This is a genomic window from Oceanobacillus sp. CAU 1775 (assembly GCF_054482815.1).
In genome coordinates, this window is sequence record NZ_JBTLRO010000002.1 from 418441 (window position 1) to 435443 (window position 17003).

General features: G+C 36.4%; 14 protein-coding genes and 1 other annotated feature (1 of these 15 running past the window's edge). Of the genes, 1 reads left to right on the forward strand and 13 read right to left on the reverse strand.

Going from position 1 to position 17003, the window contains the following annotated elements; translation table 11 throughout:
* Nucleotides 1–41: 41 nt before the first annotated feature.
* Nucleotides 42–2696, reverse strand: coding sequence for a cation-translocating P-type ATPase (locus ACXYMZ_RS05350; RefSeq protein ID WP_458947329.1), 2655 nt, complete (start codon nt 2694–2696; stop codon nt 42–44).
* Nucleotides 2697–2792: 96 nt separating this feature from the next.
* Here ACXYMZ_RS05350 and ACXYMZ_RS05355 point away from each other — a divergent pair, with 96 nt between their 5' ends.
* Nucleotides 2793–4493 (forward strand): Rqc2 family fibronectin-binding protein, encoded by a 1701-nt coding sequence (locus ACXYMZ_RS05355; RefSeq protein WP_458947330.1) that lies wholly within the window; start codon nt 2793–2795, stop codon nt 4491–4493.
* A gap of 61 nt (nt 4494–4554) precedes the next feature.
* Here the strand turns inward: ACXYMZ_RS05355 and ACXYMZ_RS05360 are convergent, their stop codons facing one another.
* The 12 genes from ACXYMZ_RS05360 to ileS all read right to left on the reverse strand — a co-directional run bounded on the left by ACXYMZ_RS05360 (nt 4555) and on the right by ileS (nt 16917).
* Nucleotides 4555–4977: an organic hydroperoxide resistance protein gene (locus ACXYMZ_RS05360; protein ID WP_458947331.1), complete on the reverse strand. Its 423-nt coding sequence runs from the start codon at nt 4975–4977 to the stop codon at nt 4555–4557.
* A 237-nt stretch (nt 4978–5214) separates the two neighbouring features.
* On the reverse strand, nt 5215–6075 hold the full coding sequence (locus ACXYMZ_RS05365; RefSeq protein ID WP_458947332.1) for a LysR family transcriptional regulator: 861 nt from the start codon (nt 6073–6075) through the stop codon (nt 5215–5217).
* Nucleotides 6076–6162: 87 nt separating this feature from the next.
* Nucleotides 6163–6783, reverse strand: coding sequence for an orotate phosphoribosyltransferase (gene pyrE / locus ACXYMZ_RS05370; protein WP_458947333.1), 621 nt, complete (start codon nt 6781–6783; stop codon nt 6163–6165).
* Complete coding sequence (pyrF, locus tag ACXYMZ_RS05375) at nt 6773–7480, reverse strand: orotidine-5'-phosphate decarboxylase (RefSeq protein ID WP_458947334.1); 708 nt, start codon at nt 7478–7480, stop codon at nt 6773–6775. Before pyrF ends, pyrE begins: the two co-directional genes overlap by 11 nt.
* On the reverse strand, nt 7477–8391 hold the full coding sequence (locus ACXYMZ_RS05380) for a dihydroorotate dehydrogenase (protein ID WP_458947335.1): 915 nt from the start codon (nt 8389–8391) through the stop codon (nt 7477–7479). The genes pyrF and ACXYMZ_RS05380 overlap by 4 nt, the downstream gene beginning before the upstream one ends.
* Nucleotides 8388–9140, reverse strand: a complete 753-nt coding sequence (locus tag ACXYMZ_RS05385) for a dihydroorotate dehydrogenase electron transfer subunit (RefSeq protein WP_458947336.1) — start codon at nt 9138–9140, stop codon at nt 8388–8390. The genes ACXYMZ_RS05380 and ACXYMZ_RS05385 overlap by 4 nt, the downstream gene beginning before the upstream one ends.
* Before the next feature lie 18 nt (nt 9141–9158).
* Nucleotides 9159–10436: a dihydroorotase gene (locus tag ACXYMZ_RS05390; protein WP_458947337.1), complete on the reverse strand. Its 1278-nt coding sequence runs from the start codon at nt 10434–10436 to the stop codon at nt 9159–9161.
* On the reverse strand, nt 10393–11316 hold the full coding sequence (locus tag ACXYMZ_RS05395; protein ID WP_458947338.1) for an aspartate carbamoyltransferase catalytic subunit: 924 nt from the start codon (nt 11314–11316) through the stop codon (nt 10393–10395). Before ACXYMZ_RS05395 ends, ACXYMZ_RS05390 begins: the two co-directional genes overlap by 44 nt.
* A gap of 575 nt (nt 11317–11891) precedes the next feature.
* On the reverse strand, nt 11892–12434 hold the full coding sequence (gene pyrR / locus ACXYMZ_RS05400) for a bifunctional pyr operon transcriptional regulator/uracil phosphoribosyltransferase PyrR (RefSeq protein WP_458947339.1): 543 nt from the start codon (nt 12432–12434) through the stop codon (nt 11892–11894).
* Between the two features lie 197 nt (nt 12435–12631).
* On the reverse strand, nt 12632–13543 hold the full coding sequence (locus tag ACXYMZ_RS05405) for an RluA family pseudouridine synthase (protein WP_458947340.1): 912 nt from the start codon (nt 13541–13543) through the stop codon (nt 12632–12634).
* Entirely contained in the window at nt 13540–14019 is a 480-nt protein-coding gene (gene lspA / locus ACXYMZ_RS05410; RefSeq protein WP_458947341.1) for a signal peptidase II, read from the reverse strand. Before lspA ends, ACXYMZ_RS05405 begins: the two co-directional genes overlap by 4 nt.
* Nucleotides 14020–14166: 147 nt before the next feature.
* Nucleotides 14167–16917: an isoleucine--tRNA ligase gene (gene ileS, locus ACXYMZ_RS05415; RefSeq protein WP_458947342.1), complete on the reverse strand. Its 2751-nt coding sequence runs from the start codon at nt 16915–16917 to the stop codon at nt 14167–14169.
* Between the two features lie 82 nt (nt 16918–16999).
* Nucleotides 17000–17003 (reverse strand) — a binding site (T-box leader); it runs 219 nt beyond the window's last position.

Here is a 17003-nt window from a genome sequence, read left to right on the forward strand (position 1 = left end):
ATTTAAAAACTAGCCACCTTATGAGGATAGCTAGTTTTGTTTTACTTTTTTGTAATTGCGAATATTACTGTTGGAATGACGCTTAAAAATAATACAAATAACCAATCTATTAGACTTAGTGCTGTGGTGTGGAATATTGGTTGCAATGGTTCCCAATATACAACGACTAATAAAAGAAGTACAGATGAAATAACAGCAAAGTTTAAATATTTATTTTCAAATGGGTTTCTTTTAAAAATGGAAGTTTCACAACGACAATCGAACACATGAATCAACTGCGCCATGACAAGCGTACAGAACGTAATTGTTTGTGCATAGATTAATTGATCTGGATTATTTTGATATGCAACCATAAAGCCAATTAAAGAAACAAGACCGATCATGATCCCCCTGCTTATAATCTTATAACCCAACCCCCGAGAAAATATTCCTTCTCTTGGACTTCTTGGTCCTCTTTTCATGACATCTTTTTCTGCAGTATCCATACCAAGTGCCATTGCTGGTAGTCCGTCAGTGACAAGATTTACCCATAGAATTTGCACAGGCACTAAAGGTAAAGGCAAAGCTAGTAAAACTGCTAAGAGCATGACGAGAATCTCTCCCACATTCGAGGCTAGTAAGTAGCGAATGAATTTACGAATATTTTCATAAATAGTTCTACCTTCGTCGATAGCTGCTTTGATTGTTGCGAAGTTGTCATCCATCAGTACAACAGAAGAAGCTTCTTTCGTCACATCCGTCCCACTTATTCCCATACTAATTCCAATATCTGCCGCCTTAATGGAAGGTGCATCGTTAACCCCATCTCCTGTCATTGCAACAATATGCCCTTTACTTTGAAAAGCCTTCACAATGCGCAGTTTATGTTCAGGGGTTACGCGGGCAAATACATAAATATCATCTATCTGACTTTCTAGTTCTTCTTGATGCATTTGATTTAATTGACTGCCTGCTACAACCCGTCCATTTTTAGGTAATAGTGCGAGGTCTTTCGCAATTGCTGTAGCTGTGTGCATATGGTCTCCAGTAATCATTACTGTTTTAATCCCTGCTTGGTTACAGGCTTGAATCGCCGCTTTTACTTCTTTACGTGGAGGATCAATCATCCCATACAAACCAATAAAAGTTATATCGGATTCAAGGGTCAGTATATCCTCTTCTTTATAGGCTTCCAGTTCTTTTATGCCAATTCCTATTATTCTTAATGCCTGTGCTGCCATTTGATCAATTTTTTGATTCAGCTTTTCTTTGTGTAAATCATCGAATCTTTTAATACCCTTTTTCGTCATTATATTTTGTGATCGTGGCAACAACACTTCGGGAGCACCTTTGACGATTAAATAATGTTTTTCATTTTTATCCGCCACTATCACACTCATTCTTTTTCTATTTGAATCAAAAGGAATTTCTTTGACGATTCGATAATCTTTTACTGTTTGATTATCTAAACCATACTTTTTTGCTACTACAAGTAAGGCACCATCTACAGGGTCACCATCAATTTGATGCTTGTCCTGCTTTTCAATTAACTCTGCCTGATTGCAAAGTGTGCCATAGAGCAGCATGGATTTTAAGTTGGGGTATCTTTCATCAACTTTCTTTTCACCTGAGAATATCTCTCCTTCAATATCATAACCATCTCCAGATACTGTGAGGTTCTCATCGTTTATAAAAATATGCTTAACAGTCATTTTATTTTCAGTCATTGTACCTGTTTTATCAGAGCAAATGACTGAAGCTGAACCTAGAGTTTCTACGGAAGAAAGCGTTCTAACAATCGCTTTTCGCTTAATCATACGTTGGACACCTAGAGAAAGTGCAACTGTGACAATTGCGGGGAGGCCTTCGGGAATTGCAGCTACAGCTAAGGATACGCCCGCTAGAAACATTTGATATGTTGGCCTACCTTGAAGAATTCCAAGGACAACAACCAAGGCTGTCATTAATAATGCGACAACGATCAACACTTTTCCTAGTTCAGCTAATCTACGCTCGAGTGGTGTAATTACTTTTTTAGTGGTAATCATTAAAGAAGCAATTTTACCCATTTCTGTTTCCATTCCAGTTTTTACAACAATTCCTCGTCCATTCCCTTTTGTTACAAGTGTTCCCATGAAACCGATATTCGCTTGATCTTGTGCATCTAAACTTGGCTTCTCAATAGCTCGTACTATTTTTTCTACTGGTAAGGATTCGCCTGTTAATGCTGATTCTTCTAGTTCTAAACTATTCGCTTGAATGATTCTAATATCTGCTGGAATCCTATCTCCACTCTTCAATTTAACAATATCGCCAACAACTAGAGTACTTGAAGGAACCTTTTTCCATTCACCGTTTCTTAAAACATTTGCTAATGGTGCAGATAGTTGCTTCAGTTTTTCTAATGAATTTTCTGCTTTTTGTTCTTGAAAATAGCCGATACATCCATTCACCAAAACGATAATTAATATAGCGATTGCATCAATAAATTCTCCTAATAAACCAGCAAGTAATGTCGCACCCAATAAGACAATGACCATAAAATCCTGGAATTGTTTTATAAAAATTAACCAACGTGCTGTTTGTTTTTGAGATATTATTTTGTTTTCTCCATATTTTTTTCTAGACGCTTGTACCTCTGTTTCGTTTAGTCCTGTATTTGATTTCACCTGCAATTTTTCTTCTACCTGTTGTACAGTTAATTGATACCACTCCATTATCACTCCTCCAGAAAATCAGATTGCTCATGCCTCACTCTCATATATATGTATCTACACTTTAAATAATGCTATAATTACCGTTGAGGTGATGAGATGCCATTTGATGGAATAGTTACCAGAGCGGTAACAAATGAAGTAATTGAACAGCTAATACCTGGTAGAGTGTCTAAAGTTTATCAACCAACACCTACTGAAGTCTTATTAACAATACGCAGCCAAGGCAAAAATCACACATTGTTATTGTCGATACATCCTACCTATGCTCGTATGCATATAACAAATGATACGTATGTGAATCCCAAAGAACCACCAATGTTTTGTATGGTTCTTAGAAAACATTTAAGCGGTGCCGTCATTGATAAAATCGAACAAGATGGCTTGGAAAGAGTTATTACTATTTTCTTGCAGACAAAAAATGAAATCGGTGATGAAAGTGAAAAGAAACTAATCATCGAATTAATGGGAAGACATAGTAATGTTGTGCTAGTTAATAAAGAAAATGAAAAAATAATTGACAGCATGAAACATGTCCCTATCTCTCAAAATAGATTCCGTACCATTTTACCAGGGCATGACTATATAAAGCCGCCTGAACAAAATAAAATGAATCCACTAGAAACGTCAGGTGAAGAACTCGTTCGGAGATTAGATTTTAACGCAGGTAAAATAGATCAACAGTTAGTCCAACAACTTGATGGATATTCTCCATTTATCGCTAAAGAAATCATTCATCGAGCGAAACTAGGCTCACCGCAAATTTATCAGGAAAAATTTGAAGAAGTTAATCAACCAATTATCAATCAAAAATACAATCCAGCGATATATAAAAATGAGCGAGAAGACTTTCATGTTCTTGAAATCACACATTTAAAAGCTGATATTCTAAAATTTGATTCCGTAAACGATATGCTAGATAACTTCTATTCTGGTAAAGCAGAAAGAGACCGTGTAAAGCAGCAAGCAAAAGATTTATCGAGATTTATTAAAAATGAAAGTAAGAAAAATGAAAGAAAACTTAAAAAGCATCAACAGACATTGCAAAAAGCAGAAAATGCACAGCATTACCAAAAGACAGGTGAATTATTAACCGCACATCTCCATTTGGTCAGTAAAGGAGATACTTCTGTTCAAGTACTTGATTACTATGATCCTGAACAATCAGAGATGACTATTGAGTTGAATCCAAATCTTACACCAAGTGAAAATGCACAAAGATACTTTAAAACCTACCAAAAATTAAAAAACTCAAAAATAGTTGTAGAAAAAGAAATCGAGAAAACGAAACTAGAAGTGGATTATTTTGATCAGCTACTTCAGCAAATTGAAGTTGCAGGTGTAGAAGATATAGAAGAAATACGCGAAGAATTGCGTGAAGAGGGTTATCTTAAAAAACAGAAATTCTCGAAGAAGAAGAAAGTTACTAAACCAAACCCAGAAAAATACGTGTCGACAGACGGTACAGAAATTCTTGTTGGTAAAAACAATAAACAAAATGAATTTCTTACAACGAAGCTTGCCCATCGAAATGAGGTTTGGTTACACACGAAGGATATTCCAGGATCTCATGTAGTTATTCGTTCAACAGATCCAAGTGATGAAACGCTAAATGAAGCAGCAATGCTCGCAGCATATTTTAGTAAGTCACAAAATTCATCTTCCGTTCCTGTCGATTATACGCTTGTACGCCATGTAAAAAAACCAAATGGCGCTAAACCAGGTTATGTAATCTATGATAATCAAAAAACAATTTTTGTGACACCGACATCTGACTTTGTGAAATCCAGAAAAAAATAATAAGAAATGCCCATTTGAAGAGATTAAATTCCCTCCTCAAATGGGCATTATTTTTAATTATTTATTCTATTGCTTGTGGTGTTAACTTTACGTCAATATTTCCTCTTGTCGCTTTCGAATATGGGCAAAAATCATGAGCAGCCTGTACGAGTTCATCAGCCTCTTCTGGACTAACACCACTAATCTCTACATTTAATGCTACTTGTATCTTTACGCCACCATCTGATTTATCTTTCATTAAGCTAACTTCAGCTGTTGTCGTTGAATCAATTTTTTTATCTTGTTTGGAAGCCATTAAATTCAGTGCTCCATCAAAGCAAGCTGCATAGCCAGCTGCAAATAATTGTTCTGGGTTAGAGCCTGGAGAGTCATCTTTTCCATTTGGATCTACTAACTGTAAATCGATAATTCCATCAGAAGACTTCACATGTCCGCTACGGCCGTTTTTTGCAGTTGCACTAGATGTAAAAAGTATATCACTCATTGAAACTCCTCCTTTAACTTACTATTAACTCTTCCACAGATATAATTATGTTAAACATCAGAGTTATTATGAGTGTCAACCCGCTTCGGAAATATACTTCGCTTTCCGCGGGCGGCTGGTGAGCCTCCTCAGTCGCAAGCGACTTGCGGGGTCTCACCGTTGCCTTCCATCCCGCAGGAGTCTTCGTATATTTCCGAAGCTAATTTTGTTCTTCTTATTTCTTAATAGTGTAAAAGATTAAAGGAATTCTGTTGCTGTGATGGCTTCAATAAAATGATTTACTTGTGGTAGTTCTTTTGCTCCTTCTTGATAACAGACCCATGTGTCTCTAGTTACTGGTTTTCCCTCAACTGTTAAAGGTAAATGTGGGTAGTCATTCATTAGAGAGGCAGAGACGCTTTTCGGTAAGACAGCCATGCCAATTCCTTGCTTCATAAATTGCTTACACGTTTCTATTTGATCAACAGTCATTGTTTTTTCAGGCTTAATCAAACCTTGGTGATGATAGAGCCAATGATCGACAAGCTCATGCATGCTGTCATCACTTTTAAAAGATATTAAAGGTCTTTCTTTTATTACATTATCAGGAAATGGCTCTGTATCAAAAATATATAACGGATCGTCAAATAGCCTCACACAAACACTATCTTTCAATTTTTCGCCGCGGATAATACAGACGTCATAATCTTTATGGTCTCTTTTAATATCTTCACTGATTCCAGTCACCAAATCGACTGCAACCTTTGGATACGCACTTGTATATTCTCCTAAGATTGCAGGTAGAAACCGCTGGCTAATAAGGGATGAGCAAGCAATCGATAATGTCCCTTGTACTTCGTTACTCGATTTAGCTAACTTATTCATAATCATTTTTTCTTTTTCTACAATTTCTCTGGCATGCTCGAGAAGTATTTCCCCAGCAGGAGTTAGCTTGAGGCGTTTTTGTGTTCTTAAGAAGATACCAACACCAAAATATTCCTCAATATACCGTAATCGTTGCGTTACAGCTGGTTGTGAGATAAGGATAACTTTCGCTGTACCTCGAATCGTACCAACTTCTTCTAATTTTAATAATAGTTCATAGTCTTGGATTCTCATTGTTCAAACACCCTTGCTGTGAATTTACTTTATCTTTAATTATACCGTAAAATTCACCTATTATCAGTGTGTAGAGATTGTAAGCAATCAGAATACAAGTTGATCTCTCCATGAGGTCATTGTATTTTTTTCTTCTATCGTCATTTGTTGTGTTTCCATTAACGCTTCTAATAATTTATCAAAATTAGTTATTGTCGTAAAATTAAAATCAGCATTCTTAAAATTTTCCTTTGCTTGCTTTAACCCATAGGAAAAAATGGCAAGCACACTAATTACTTCTCCACCAGCTGACTCTATAGCTTTTGCAGACTCGATAGAAGAACCACCTGTTGAAATTAAGTCTTCAATAACTAACACTTTTTGTCCAGGTTGAATTATACCTTCAATTTGGTTGCCCTTTCCATGACCTTTAGGCTTTGATCTTACATAAGCCATAGGTAAATTTAATCTTTCACTTAACCATGCAGCATGTGGAATGCCAGCTGTTGCACAACCTGCAATAACATCAGGTTTAAATTGTTTTTCTTCCATTATCTTTACAAATGCTTCTATAACTTTATTTCGTACTTCTGGATACGACATAATTAGGCGATTATCACAGTAGATCGGTGATCTTATTCCTGATGTCCAAGTAAAATAGTTATCAGGCCGAAGTTGTACAGCTTCAATTTCCAGTAAATCATGCTCGATTCCTTCACTAATTGTCATGAATTTCAATCTCCTTCAAGAATTCTTTATAAGCTACTTTTGGATCATCTGCTTGGGTTATTCCTCTACCAACAACTAAATAATCAGCTCCCGCGTTCTTTGCAAAACTTGGAGTGGCAATCCTTTTTTGATCGTTAACAGTTGTGTTTGCTAATCGAATACCTGGGGTAACGGTGAGGAAATCTTTACCACATTTGCTTTTAATATTTTCTACTTCCAAAACAGAGCAAACAACACCATCAGCTCCGCTCTCTTTCGATAGTGTTGCTAAATTTGTTACCTGATTTTCAACGGTACCAGATAGATTTAATTCTTGATTCATCGTCGTTTCATTCATTGAGGTTAAGATAGTAACGGCAATAAGTTTCGTATGATCTGCTCCACCTTGCAACAGCCCTTCTTTTGCTCTTGTGATCATTTCTTTCCCACCAAGTGCATGGACGTTAATAATATCTACATCCAATTTAGCAATATTTTGCATTGCTTTATAGACAGTTGTTGGAATATCATGCAACTTTAAATCTAGAAAAATAGGATGGTTATTTTCTTTCAACTTTTCAATAATTTTCGGACCTTCCCGATAAAATAATTCCATTCCTACCTTTACTGGTGCTTGTTGAAGACCGTGAACTTGAAGGAAATGTAATGCCTCTTCTCCAGTCGGAAAGTCTAGAGCAATATAAAGTGAAGTATTCATACAGACATCCCCTTTGCAATTACTTCTTCAACAGAAGAAAAGCCGTATTTATTAAGTACTGCTGGCAATTCTTCAATAATTTCTGGTAAAACAAACGGATTGCTGAAGTTAGCTGTTCCAACTGCTACTGCGCTTGCACCTGCTAAGAGAAATTCCAATACATCCTCTGCATTCGTAATTCCTCCCATGCCAATAATCGGAATAGACACTTGTTGTTTCACTTCATAAATCATGCGTATTGCAATTGGCTTAATCGCTGGACCTGATAATCCACCTGTTTTATTCGCAATTAAAGGCTTTCTCGACGGTAGATGAATTTGCATCCCAGTTAATGTATTTATCATTGTTAATCCAGCAGCTCCTGCTTCCTCTACTGCTTTTGCCATTGATACAATATCTGTAACGTTAGGAGAAAGTTTTACATAAACCGGCTTATCACTTGCAGCAATTACTCTCTCAGTAACTTCCTTCGCCATACCTGGATCCGTTCCAAATTGAATGCCACCTTCTTTTACATTCGGGCAAGATATATTTAGTTCCAGTGCGGCTACATCTGAAGTGCTATTAAATTTTCTAGCTACTTCTTCATATTCTTCAATTGTGCTTCCAGCTATATTAGCAATAATCTGGGTATCAAATTGTGCAAGAAAAGGAACTTCTTCTGCAATGATTTTATCCACACCAGGATTTTGCAAACCAATAGCATTTAGCATTCCACTATCTGTCTCAGCAACTCTTGGAGTGGGATTTCCTAATCTAGCTTCTCCAGTTGCAGCTTTCATAATTACTGCACCTAGTTTACCAAGGTCATAGAATTTGCTATATTCTCTTCCGAAAGCAAAACAACCTGATGCAGGCATTAATGGATTTTTTAACTCTAATCCAGGTAGTGAAACTTTTAAATTTGTCATAAAATAACCTCCTTAGCCCGAAATACTGGTCCATCATGACAAATTTTCATGAATCCTTCTTTATTTGTTGAAGGGATAAAGCAAGCAGAGCATGCTCCAACGCCACAACCCATTCTTTCCTCCAGTGAAATATACCCCTGTGTGTCATGAAGTTTTTCTTTCACAGCTTTTAGCATACCAGTTGGCCCACATGAGTAATATGTTTGGAACGCAGGTAACTGATCAATTACATCAGTCACAAAACCCGTTTCACCATATGTACCATCATCAGTTACAATGATTGTTTCTCCTAATTCTTTAAACTGTTTTTCATAAAATATTGCTGCTTTCGTTTGGAAGCCTAGTACTGCTTTCACATCTATACCACGTTCTTTAAGTTTGCGTCCAAGGTAATAGAGAGGTGGCACACCAATTCCTCCACCAATTAAAACAACTGTACTACTAGCACTCACATCTAATGGAAATCCATTACCATTTGGTCCTAACACATCTAATTCCGTATCTTTTGCAACAAGTGCAAGTTTTTCTGTACCTTTACCTAGCTTCTTAAAAAGAATCGTTAATTGCTGTTTTTCTTTGTTTATATCCGCAATAGAAATCGGTCTACGTAGCGTAAATCCAGGAAGTGCGATATAAATAAATTGACCCGGAACTGCTTGGCTAGTAATATATTCATCTTCTAAAATAATTTCGAAGGTATCTAACGCAATTTCATTTACTTCGATTACTTTCATTTTTGTTTTTCTCATAACAACGTTAACCTCCCTTTATTTAGAAGCTGAATAGACAATTTCACCATTTACTATTGTTAAAACTGGGTTTCCTTTTACCTTCCAACCATCAAATGGTGTGTTTTTACCTTTTGAATAAAATTCATTTCGATCGATTGTAAACTCATTCTCTAAATCTACAATCACAATATCTGCAATCTCTCCCTCAGCAAGTTGACCATAAGGTAAGTTAAAAACATCAGCAGGATTTACAGTTAAATGTTTTACTAATTCATTCAAAGTTAATTTACCAGTCTGAACGAGGTGTGTGTATAGCAATGGAAATGCTGTTTCTAGACCAACGATTCCAAATGGCGCCTGCATGAATCCACTCGCCTTTTCTTCTGTAGTATGTGGTGCATGGTCAGTTGCAATGAAGTCCAACGTGCCATCTAATAATCCTTCTAGTAATGCTGCTTGATCTTCCTTTGCTCTTAACGGTGGATTCATTTTTAAATCAGCATTGTCTTCAGTAATATCCGCTTCATTTAATAATAAATGGTGTGGGCTTACTTCTGCTGTAACATTTACTCCAGCTCTCTTACCATCTCTAATTACTCTTACAGATTCTTTCGTACTTACATGACAAACATGGTAGTGACAACCAGCTTTCTCAGCTAATAGAATATCTCTTGCAATTTGTACAGACTCACTAATCGATGGTATTCCAGGTAAATTTAATCTTGTACTTACTTCCCCATCATGTAGCACCCCACCATAAATGAGTGAATTATCTTCGCAATGGGCAACGATCGATTTACCGACTGATGCTGCTTCTTTCATTGCTTGTAACATATCATCTGCCGTTTGAATCCCCACACCATCGTCAGTAAATGCAAATGCTCCAGCTTCACTTAGTGCTTTAATATCTGTCCGCTCTTCCCCTTTTAAACCTTTAGTGATGGAAGCATAAGGTAATACTCTTACAACAGCATCTTCATTAATTTTTTCAAGTAAAGTTGTTAATGTTGAAACATCATCTGGAACTGGATTTGTATTTGGCATTGCACAAACCGTTGTAAAACCTCCACGTGCAGCTGCTAGTGTTCCTGATTTAATCGTTTCTTTCGCTTCTCCACCAGGTTCACGTAAATGGATATGAACATCAATAAATCCTGGCAAGGCAAGTTTTCCTTCACAATCAATTTCTCGATCTGCTGCTTCTTCTATCTTTTCTTCTATTTTTATGATACGACCATTCTCGATTAATATCTCACAATCTTGTAATTCATCAGTTGCTGATAATAGTTTGGAATTTCTCAACAGTAGTTTCATGTATAATCCCCCAATTTTTTAATATGTCAGTAATGATGGCCATGCGTACGAATACACCATTTTCCATTTGTTTAAATATTCGTGAGCGACCACATTCCACGAGATCAGAATCAATTTCTACTCCTCGATTGATAGGAGCTGGATGCATAATAATCGCAGCAGGTTTCATTCTGCTTTCTCTTTCTTTTGTTAAACCATATTTTTCTAGATAGTCTGACGTACCAATGGAATCTTTATGTCTTTCATGCTGAACTCTTAACAACATAATGACATCGCAAATTTCAACTGCCTCGTCAATTGGTATATTAGGATACTCTGTGCTATCTCTCTCTAAACCTGGTAATGCACTAAAGTATACATCTGCACCCATTTTCTTTAACGCCATGGCATCTGATGCCGCTACTCTACTATGTTTCACATCACCTACAATTGCGATTTTCAGTCCTGTAAAACCACCGAATTCTTGATAGATGGTTAAAAGGTCTAACATTGTTTGTGTCGGATGCTCTGCAGAACCTGCTCCAGCGTTTATGATTGGAATCGAGAACTTACCCTGAAATTCTTCAAACCAGTTATCGGATCCATGTCTAATAATTAGTAAGTTAGCTCCAATCGCCTCGAAAGTTTTAGCCGTATCATAAAGCGACTCTCCCTTTACTACACTTGAAGTATTTGTGCTCAATTCAAGGTTACTAAGACCTAACTTTTTTTCTGCTACTACAAAACTCATTTTTGTTCGTGTGCTCGGTTCGAAAAATAAATTTGCTGCAAAAATGGGATCTTTTAACTTAAATGTTCGATTGCGATACGCTTCAGCCTTTTCTAAAATTGAATAAATACGTGCTTTTGACAATTGGTCTACTGAAATAAAATGTTCCATATTTTTCCTCCAATTTCTTCATGTAAGTTTATTTTGTATTCAATTTTTGATGCTCTATAGGTATGGAGCTAGGACACCGCTTCGGAAATATACTTCGCTTTCCGCGGGCGGCTCACCGTTGCCTTTCATCTCGGAGTCTTCGTATATTTTCCGAAGCTAAGTTTATACTTCCTACTATTTAATCAATGAATTCTTTATAAAAAAACCTTCTTGCAAAAGGTTGCAAGAAGGTTATCATGTTTAAATAAAAACATGACATCATTTCCTCAACCTTTTAAATCTCTCTGGATTTAATTAAAAGTTCAGTTGTTCTATTAAAAACACAAAATTTAAAGCTGTGAAAACTCATTTGCATAAACAGCCACGTCCGGCTACAGCACCCAGCAACTATCAAACTTCACACTTCTCCAATCGATAAAGAAGACTTGCCGATTCGCTTGCGAGAGGCTTAGTCGCACTTATACCCTTGTGGTGAAAGTCAACATCGACTCTCTTCGATCGTCGTGTTTCCTTTATCTCATTGCGAAGCGCTACAGTTTGTACGTTGCTAACCGGGTGCTTCCGCCTTTGATTAGTTACTGTTCATATATCTCTACTTTTTCTTCATTATCGATTTCATTTAAATGGACAACAATTACTTCTTTATCAGATGTTGGGATGTTTTTGCCAACATAGTCTGCACGTATAGGTAATTCACGGTGGCCGCGATCAATGAGCACACCTAATTGAATTTGTGAAGGTCTCCCTATGTCGATAACTGCATCCATCGCAGCTCGAACCGTTCTTCCTGTAAATAACACATCATCTACTAGAACAATACGCTTACCAGTAATTGCTACATCAATACTTGTTGATTTAAGCTCTGGTTCTTTATTCGGACTTACTGTCGTTAAATCATCTCTATACAATGTAATATCTAATTCACCGATTGGTACAGTGACATTTTCAATATCTGCAATTTTTTGTTGTAATTGTTTCGCTAAAGGGACACCTCTTGTTTTGATTCCTACAAGGATTAGATCATCTGCTCCTTTATTTTTCTCGAGAATCTCATGAGCCATTCTAGTTAATGCTCTATTCATTGCAGCAGCATCTAAAACTACAGCTTTCTTCTTCAATTTGTCCATTCCCTTCTCAAATCAATCATATTTCAATAAAAAATCCCTTTTTCCTGTTAAGAAAAAAGGGAACATACATACAATAAATAACTTAAAACGTATGGTTCCTTTTTAGTCTCACAGGACTATATTTAAAGGGCTACGAATATAATATCATTTTCTACTGTTTCTCATTATTTCAAACAAATGAATGCCTGTCAAGACATCTTCTCAATAAAGTTCAAAGTATCTTGAAAATAAGCTGGAATATCTGCTTCAAATTGCATCCATTCCTTCTTAATTGGGTGAATAAATCCAATAGATTTCGCATGTAAAGCTTGTCCGCCAAGATCAAGTGTTTTTCTTGGACCATATAATGGATCACCAACTAGTGGAAATTCAATATATCTCATATGCACTCTAATTTGATGAGTTCTTCCAGTTTCCAATTTACATTCTATATAAGTGTAATCTGGATAGCGCTCTAGCACAGTAAAATGTGTGATTGCTGGTTTTCCATTATCGATTACAGCCATACGCTGTCTATTTTTTGGATCTCTACCAATTGGAGCATCAATCATCCCTGTCTCGTGGGGGATTTCACCATGTACAAGTGCGACATATTTTCGCTCAACCTCGCGATTAGCAAATTGTTCCGAAAGTCCGATATGTGCTTTATCGTTTTTAGCAACTACTAGCAAGCCACTAGTGTCTTTATCTATACGATGGACAATACCAGGACGTTCAACGCCATGGATGCCTGATAGATCGTCACAATGGTGTAACAACGCATTAACTAGTGTCCCTGAACCGTGTCCAGCGGACGGATGCACAACCATTCCACGCGCCTTATTTACTACTAATAAATCACTATCCTCATAAACAATATCAAGTGGGATATTTTCCGCTCCAATTTCTAATTGTTTCACTTCAGGTATCGTCCATTGTACATCATCACCTGCAGCTACTTTATAATTCGCTTTTATAACTTTATTATTTACTTCAACATTTCCCTCTTCAATCCATGTCTGAATTTGGGATCTCGAAAGGTCGGGATTTAGTTCTGTTAAAAGCTTATCAATTCGTTGCTTCTTTTCTTCGTCGGTTACAATATGGTTAAAAGAACTCATTTTTTATTCTTAGCCTTCTTTCTTTCATTAATTTCTTCTACAATCATTGCAATAAATACGAGTACAACACCAATTGTTAGAGCTGAATCGGCGACATTAAAGATCGGAAAATTATAATTAACAATAATGAAACTTGCAAAGTCTACTACTTCTTGCCTTAACAAACGATCAATAAAGTTTCCAATTGCACCACCAAGAATAAAGCTAAGCCCGATTGCCAAAAGCGTATTATTCTTCGCGTACTTCTGCATGTAATACACAATCATTATAATAACAAAAATAGTTATAATGTAGAAAAACAGCATTTGTCCTTGTAGAATACCCCAGGCTGCTCCGCTATTTCTATGGGAGAGTAGGTAGAAAAAATCCTCTATAATCGTAATTCTTTCACCAATTTCCATGTTAACGACAATAAGCCATTTAGTAACCTGATCAATTATTATTAAAATGAGTGCAATTATATAATATTTTAACATTCTGTTCCTCCAGCATGCGACAGTAAAAATTATTTTATCATTATTTATCTTATATGTTACGCCCTTGAAATACAAGAAGAATCGCTATCAAACAAAAAGAAGCTGAGACACAAGTATCAAATTAACTCATGTCCCAGCTCTTTTTATTTAAGCTTGATAATGCTCTTTTACTACCTCTGCACAACGTGTACAAAGTGTTGAATGCTCAGGATCTTCTCCTACTGTCTCAGAAGCAACCCAACAACGTTCACATTTCTCTCCTGGATGTACTTCTACTTTTACATTTACATATTTATATTCTTTAGCATCTTCGTCTGCTTCAACAATATCAGCACCTGATACAATTAAGAATTGGTGTAAATGCTCCATAGATTCTAAGACGTTTTTCGTCTCTTCATCACGTGGTACTAATGTTACTTTCGCTTCTAAAGGTTTTCCAATTAACTTTTCATTTCTAGCTTCTTCTAAAGCTTTAAGAACGTCATCACGAACATTCATAAAATGATTCCATTTTTCTTCATCAAAACCAGTAATTTCTCTTGGTTCAGGGATATCTGTTAATTGAACACTACTTTCTTTAACTCCTGGAATATACTCCCACACTTCTTCTGCAGTATGTGGAATAATTGGCGTTAGTAATTTTACAAGCGTCGTTAAAATTTCATAGTAAGCTGTTTGAATGCTACGACGACGTTTATTATTTGGACTCTCAATATAAAGAATATCTTTAGCAAAGTCTAAATAGAATGAGCTTAAGTCTACAGAACTAAAGTTATGAATTTGATGGAAAATTGGTGAGAATTCATAAGCTTCATACGAATTTCTTGATTCTTTTAACACTTCCTGTAAACGTTTAAGCATGAATAAGTCTACTTCTTCCATTTCTGCTTCTGGCACACTATCTTTGGCAGGATCAAAATCTGCCAAGTTACCTAGCATAAAACGGAAGGTGTTTCTAATTTTACGATAAGCTTCTGAAGTTTGCTTTAGAATATCATCTGAAATTCTTACGTCAGCTTGATAATCCACAGAAGAAACCCATAGACGTAAAATATCTGCACCCAATTGCTTTTGAACTTTACCTGGAAGAATAACGTTCCCTAAAGACTTACTCATTTTACGGCCATTACCATCTAAAACAAATCCGTGACTAATGATTGCTTTATATGGAGCTTTACCTGTTACAGCAACTGCAGTAGAAATGGAAGAGTTAAACCAACCACGATATTGGTCACTACCTTCTAGATAAATATCTGCAGGACGCTGGTGGTCTTCACGATTCATTAGGACACCTTCATGAGAAGATCCTGAATCAAACCATACATCCATAATGTCTGTTTCTTTTGTAAAGGTTCCGTTCGGGCTATGTTCTGAAGTAAATCCTTCTGGAAGTAAGTCCTTAGCTTCTCTTTCAAACCACACATTTGACCCATGCTCTTTGAATAATTCAGATACATGATTCACTGTTTCCTCAGTAATAATTGGTTCTCCATCTTCACCATAGAAAACAGGGATAGGAACACCCCATGTACGCTGTCTAGAAATTACCCAGTCTTGACGATCACGAACCATATTATATAGTCTCGTTTCGCCCCAGTTTGGATACCATTTAACTTCTTTAATTTCATCTAAAATGTCTGATCTAAAGTCTTTAATAGACGCAAACCATTGTGGTGTTGCACGGAAAATCGTAGGTTTCTTTGTTCTCCAGTCATGTGGATAAGAGTGCGTAATGAAGTCTAGTTTTAATAACGCACCTACTTCTTCCAATTTTTCAGTAATTGCTTTATTTGCAGTGTCATAGAACAAGCCTTCAAATCCTGGAGCTTCTTCTGTAAATACACCTTTATCATCTACAGGAGATAAAGCGTAAATTCCATATTTTTGGCTAACGTAGAAGTCATCTTCACCATGTCCTGGTGCTGTATGAACACAACCAGTACCAGCGTCAGTTGTTACATGGTCTCCCAACATAACAAGTGAATCACGGTCATAGAATGGATGTTTAGCCACTACTTTATCCGCTTCTTCACCTTTAAAGTTTTTCACAACTTCATGATTTTCCCAGCCTAACTCTTCTGCAACTTCTTCTAACAATGCTTTAGCAACGACATATCTTTCATCTTTTACCTTTGCAACAACATATTCTAAATCTGGATGTAAGCTAATCCCAAGGTTCGCAGGTAATGTCCAAGGAGTCGTTGTCCAGATAATAATTTTATCTCCAGTTTCTAATACTCCCTTACCATCTGTCACATCAAAAGATACATAAATAGACGGTGAGCGCTTATCATAGTATTCAATTTCAGCTTCAGCTAATGCTGATTCAGAAGATGGTGACCAATATACTGGTTTTAGAGCCTTATAGATGTAGCCCTTCTTCGCCATTTCACCAAAAACTTTAATTTGAGCTGCTTCATAATCCTTTGTCAACGTGATGTATGGATTATCCCAGTCACCACGAACTCCTAAGCCTTTGAACTGTGTACGTTGTTTATCAACTTGGTCCAATGCGTACTCTTCACATAGCTTTCTAAATTCAGCAATTGGCATTTCTTTTCTTTTGATTTTTTTATTTTTAGTCAAAGCTGTTTCGATAGGTAGACCATGCGTATCCCAACCTGGAATATATGGTGCATGATAACCAGTCATTGATTTGTAACGGTTAATCATATCTTTTAGCACTTTATTTAGTGCATGACCAATATGAAGATCACCGTTAGCATATGGAGGTCCATCATGCAGGTTAAATAGTGGACGACCTTTTGTTCGTTCTAATACTTGTTCATAAATTTTTTCTTCTTCCCACTTTTTCTGTCTTTCAGGTTCTTTGTTTGGTAGATTTCCACGCATTGGGAATTCCGTTTTTGGCATCAATAATGTCTCTTTATAATCCATTGAATTTCCTCCTAAATTATCTTTCAATTCATTTATAAGATTTCTTTAATTATAGCTATAAAAAAAGCCCTCTCCATCCCTGGAAA

Excerpts from the sequence above, each read along its gene's own strand:
- ACXYMZ_RS05350 (WP_458947329.1), bottom strand. The coding sequence starts at position 2,696 with ATGGAGTGGTATCAATTAACTGTACAACAGGTAGAAGAAAAATTGCAG.
- ACXYMZ_RS05355 (WP_458947330.1), top strand. The coding sequence starts at position 2,793 with ATGCCATTTGATGGAATAGTTACCAGAGCGGTAACAAATGAAGTAATT.
- ACXYMZ_RS05360 (WP_458947331.1), bottom strand. The coding sequence starts at position 4,977 with ATGAGTGATATACTTTTTACATCTAGTGCAACTGCAAAAAACGGCCGT.
- ACXYMZ_RS05365 (WP_458947332.1), bottom strand. The coding sequence starts at position 6,075 with ATGAGAATCCAAGACTATGAACTATTATTAAAATTAGAAGAAGTTGGT.
- pyrE (WP_458947333.1), bottom strand. The coding sequence starts at position 6,783 with ATGACAATTAGTGAAGGAATCGAGCATGATTTACTGGAAATTGAAGCT.
- pyrF (WP_458947334.1), bottom strand. The coding sequence starts at position 7,480 with ATGAATACTTCACTTTATATTGCTCTAGACTTTCCGACTGGAGAAGAG.
- ACXYMZ_RS05380 (WP_458947335.1), bottom strand. The coding sequence starts at position 8,391 with ATGACAAATTTAAAAGTTTCACTACCTGGATTAGAGTTAAAAAATCCA.
- ACXYMZ_RS05385 (WP_458947336.1), bottom strand. The coding sequence starts at position 9,140 with ATGAGAAAAACAAAAATGAAAGTAATCGAAGTAAATGAAATTGCGTTA.
- ACXYMZ_RS05390 (WP_458947337.1), bottom strand. The coding sequence starts at position 10,436 with ATGAAACTACTGTTGAGAAATTCCAAACTATTATCAGCAACTGATGAA.
- ACXYMZ_RS05395 (WP_458947338.1), bottom strand. The coding sequence starts at position 11,316 with ATGGAACATTTTATTTCAGTAGACCAATTGTCAAAAGCACGTATTTAT.
- ACXYMZ_RS05405 (WP_458947340.1), bottom strand. The coding sequence starts at position 13,543 with ATGAGTTCTTTTAACCATATTGTAACCGACGAAGAAAAGAAGCAACGA.
- lspA (WP_458947341.1), bottom strand. The coding sequence starts at position 14,019 with ATGTTAAAATATTATATAATTGCACTCATTTTAATAATAATTGATCAG.
- ileS (WP_458947342.1), bottom strand. The coding sequence starts at position 16,917 with ATGGATTATAAAGAGACATTATTGATGCCAAAAACGGAATTCCCAATG.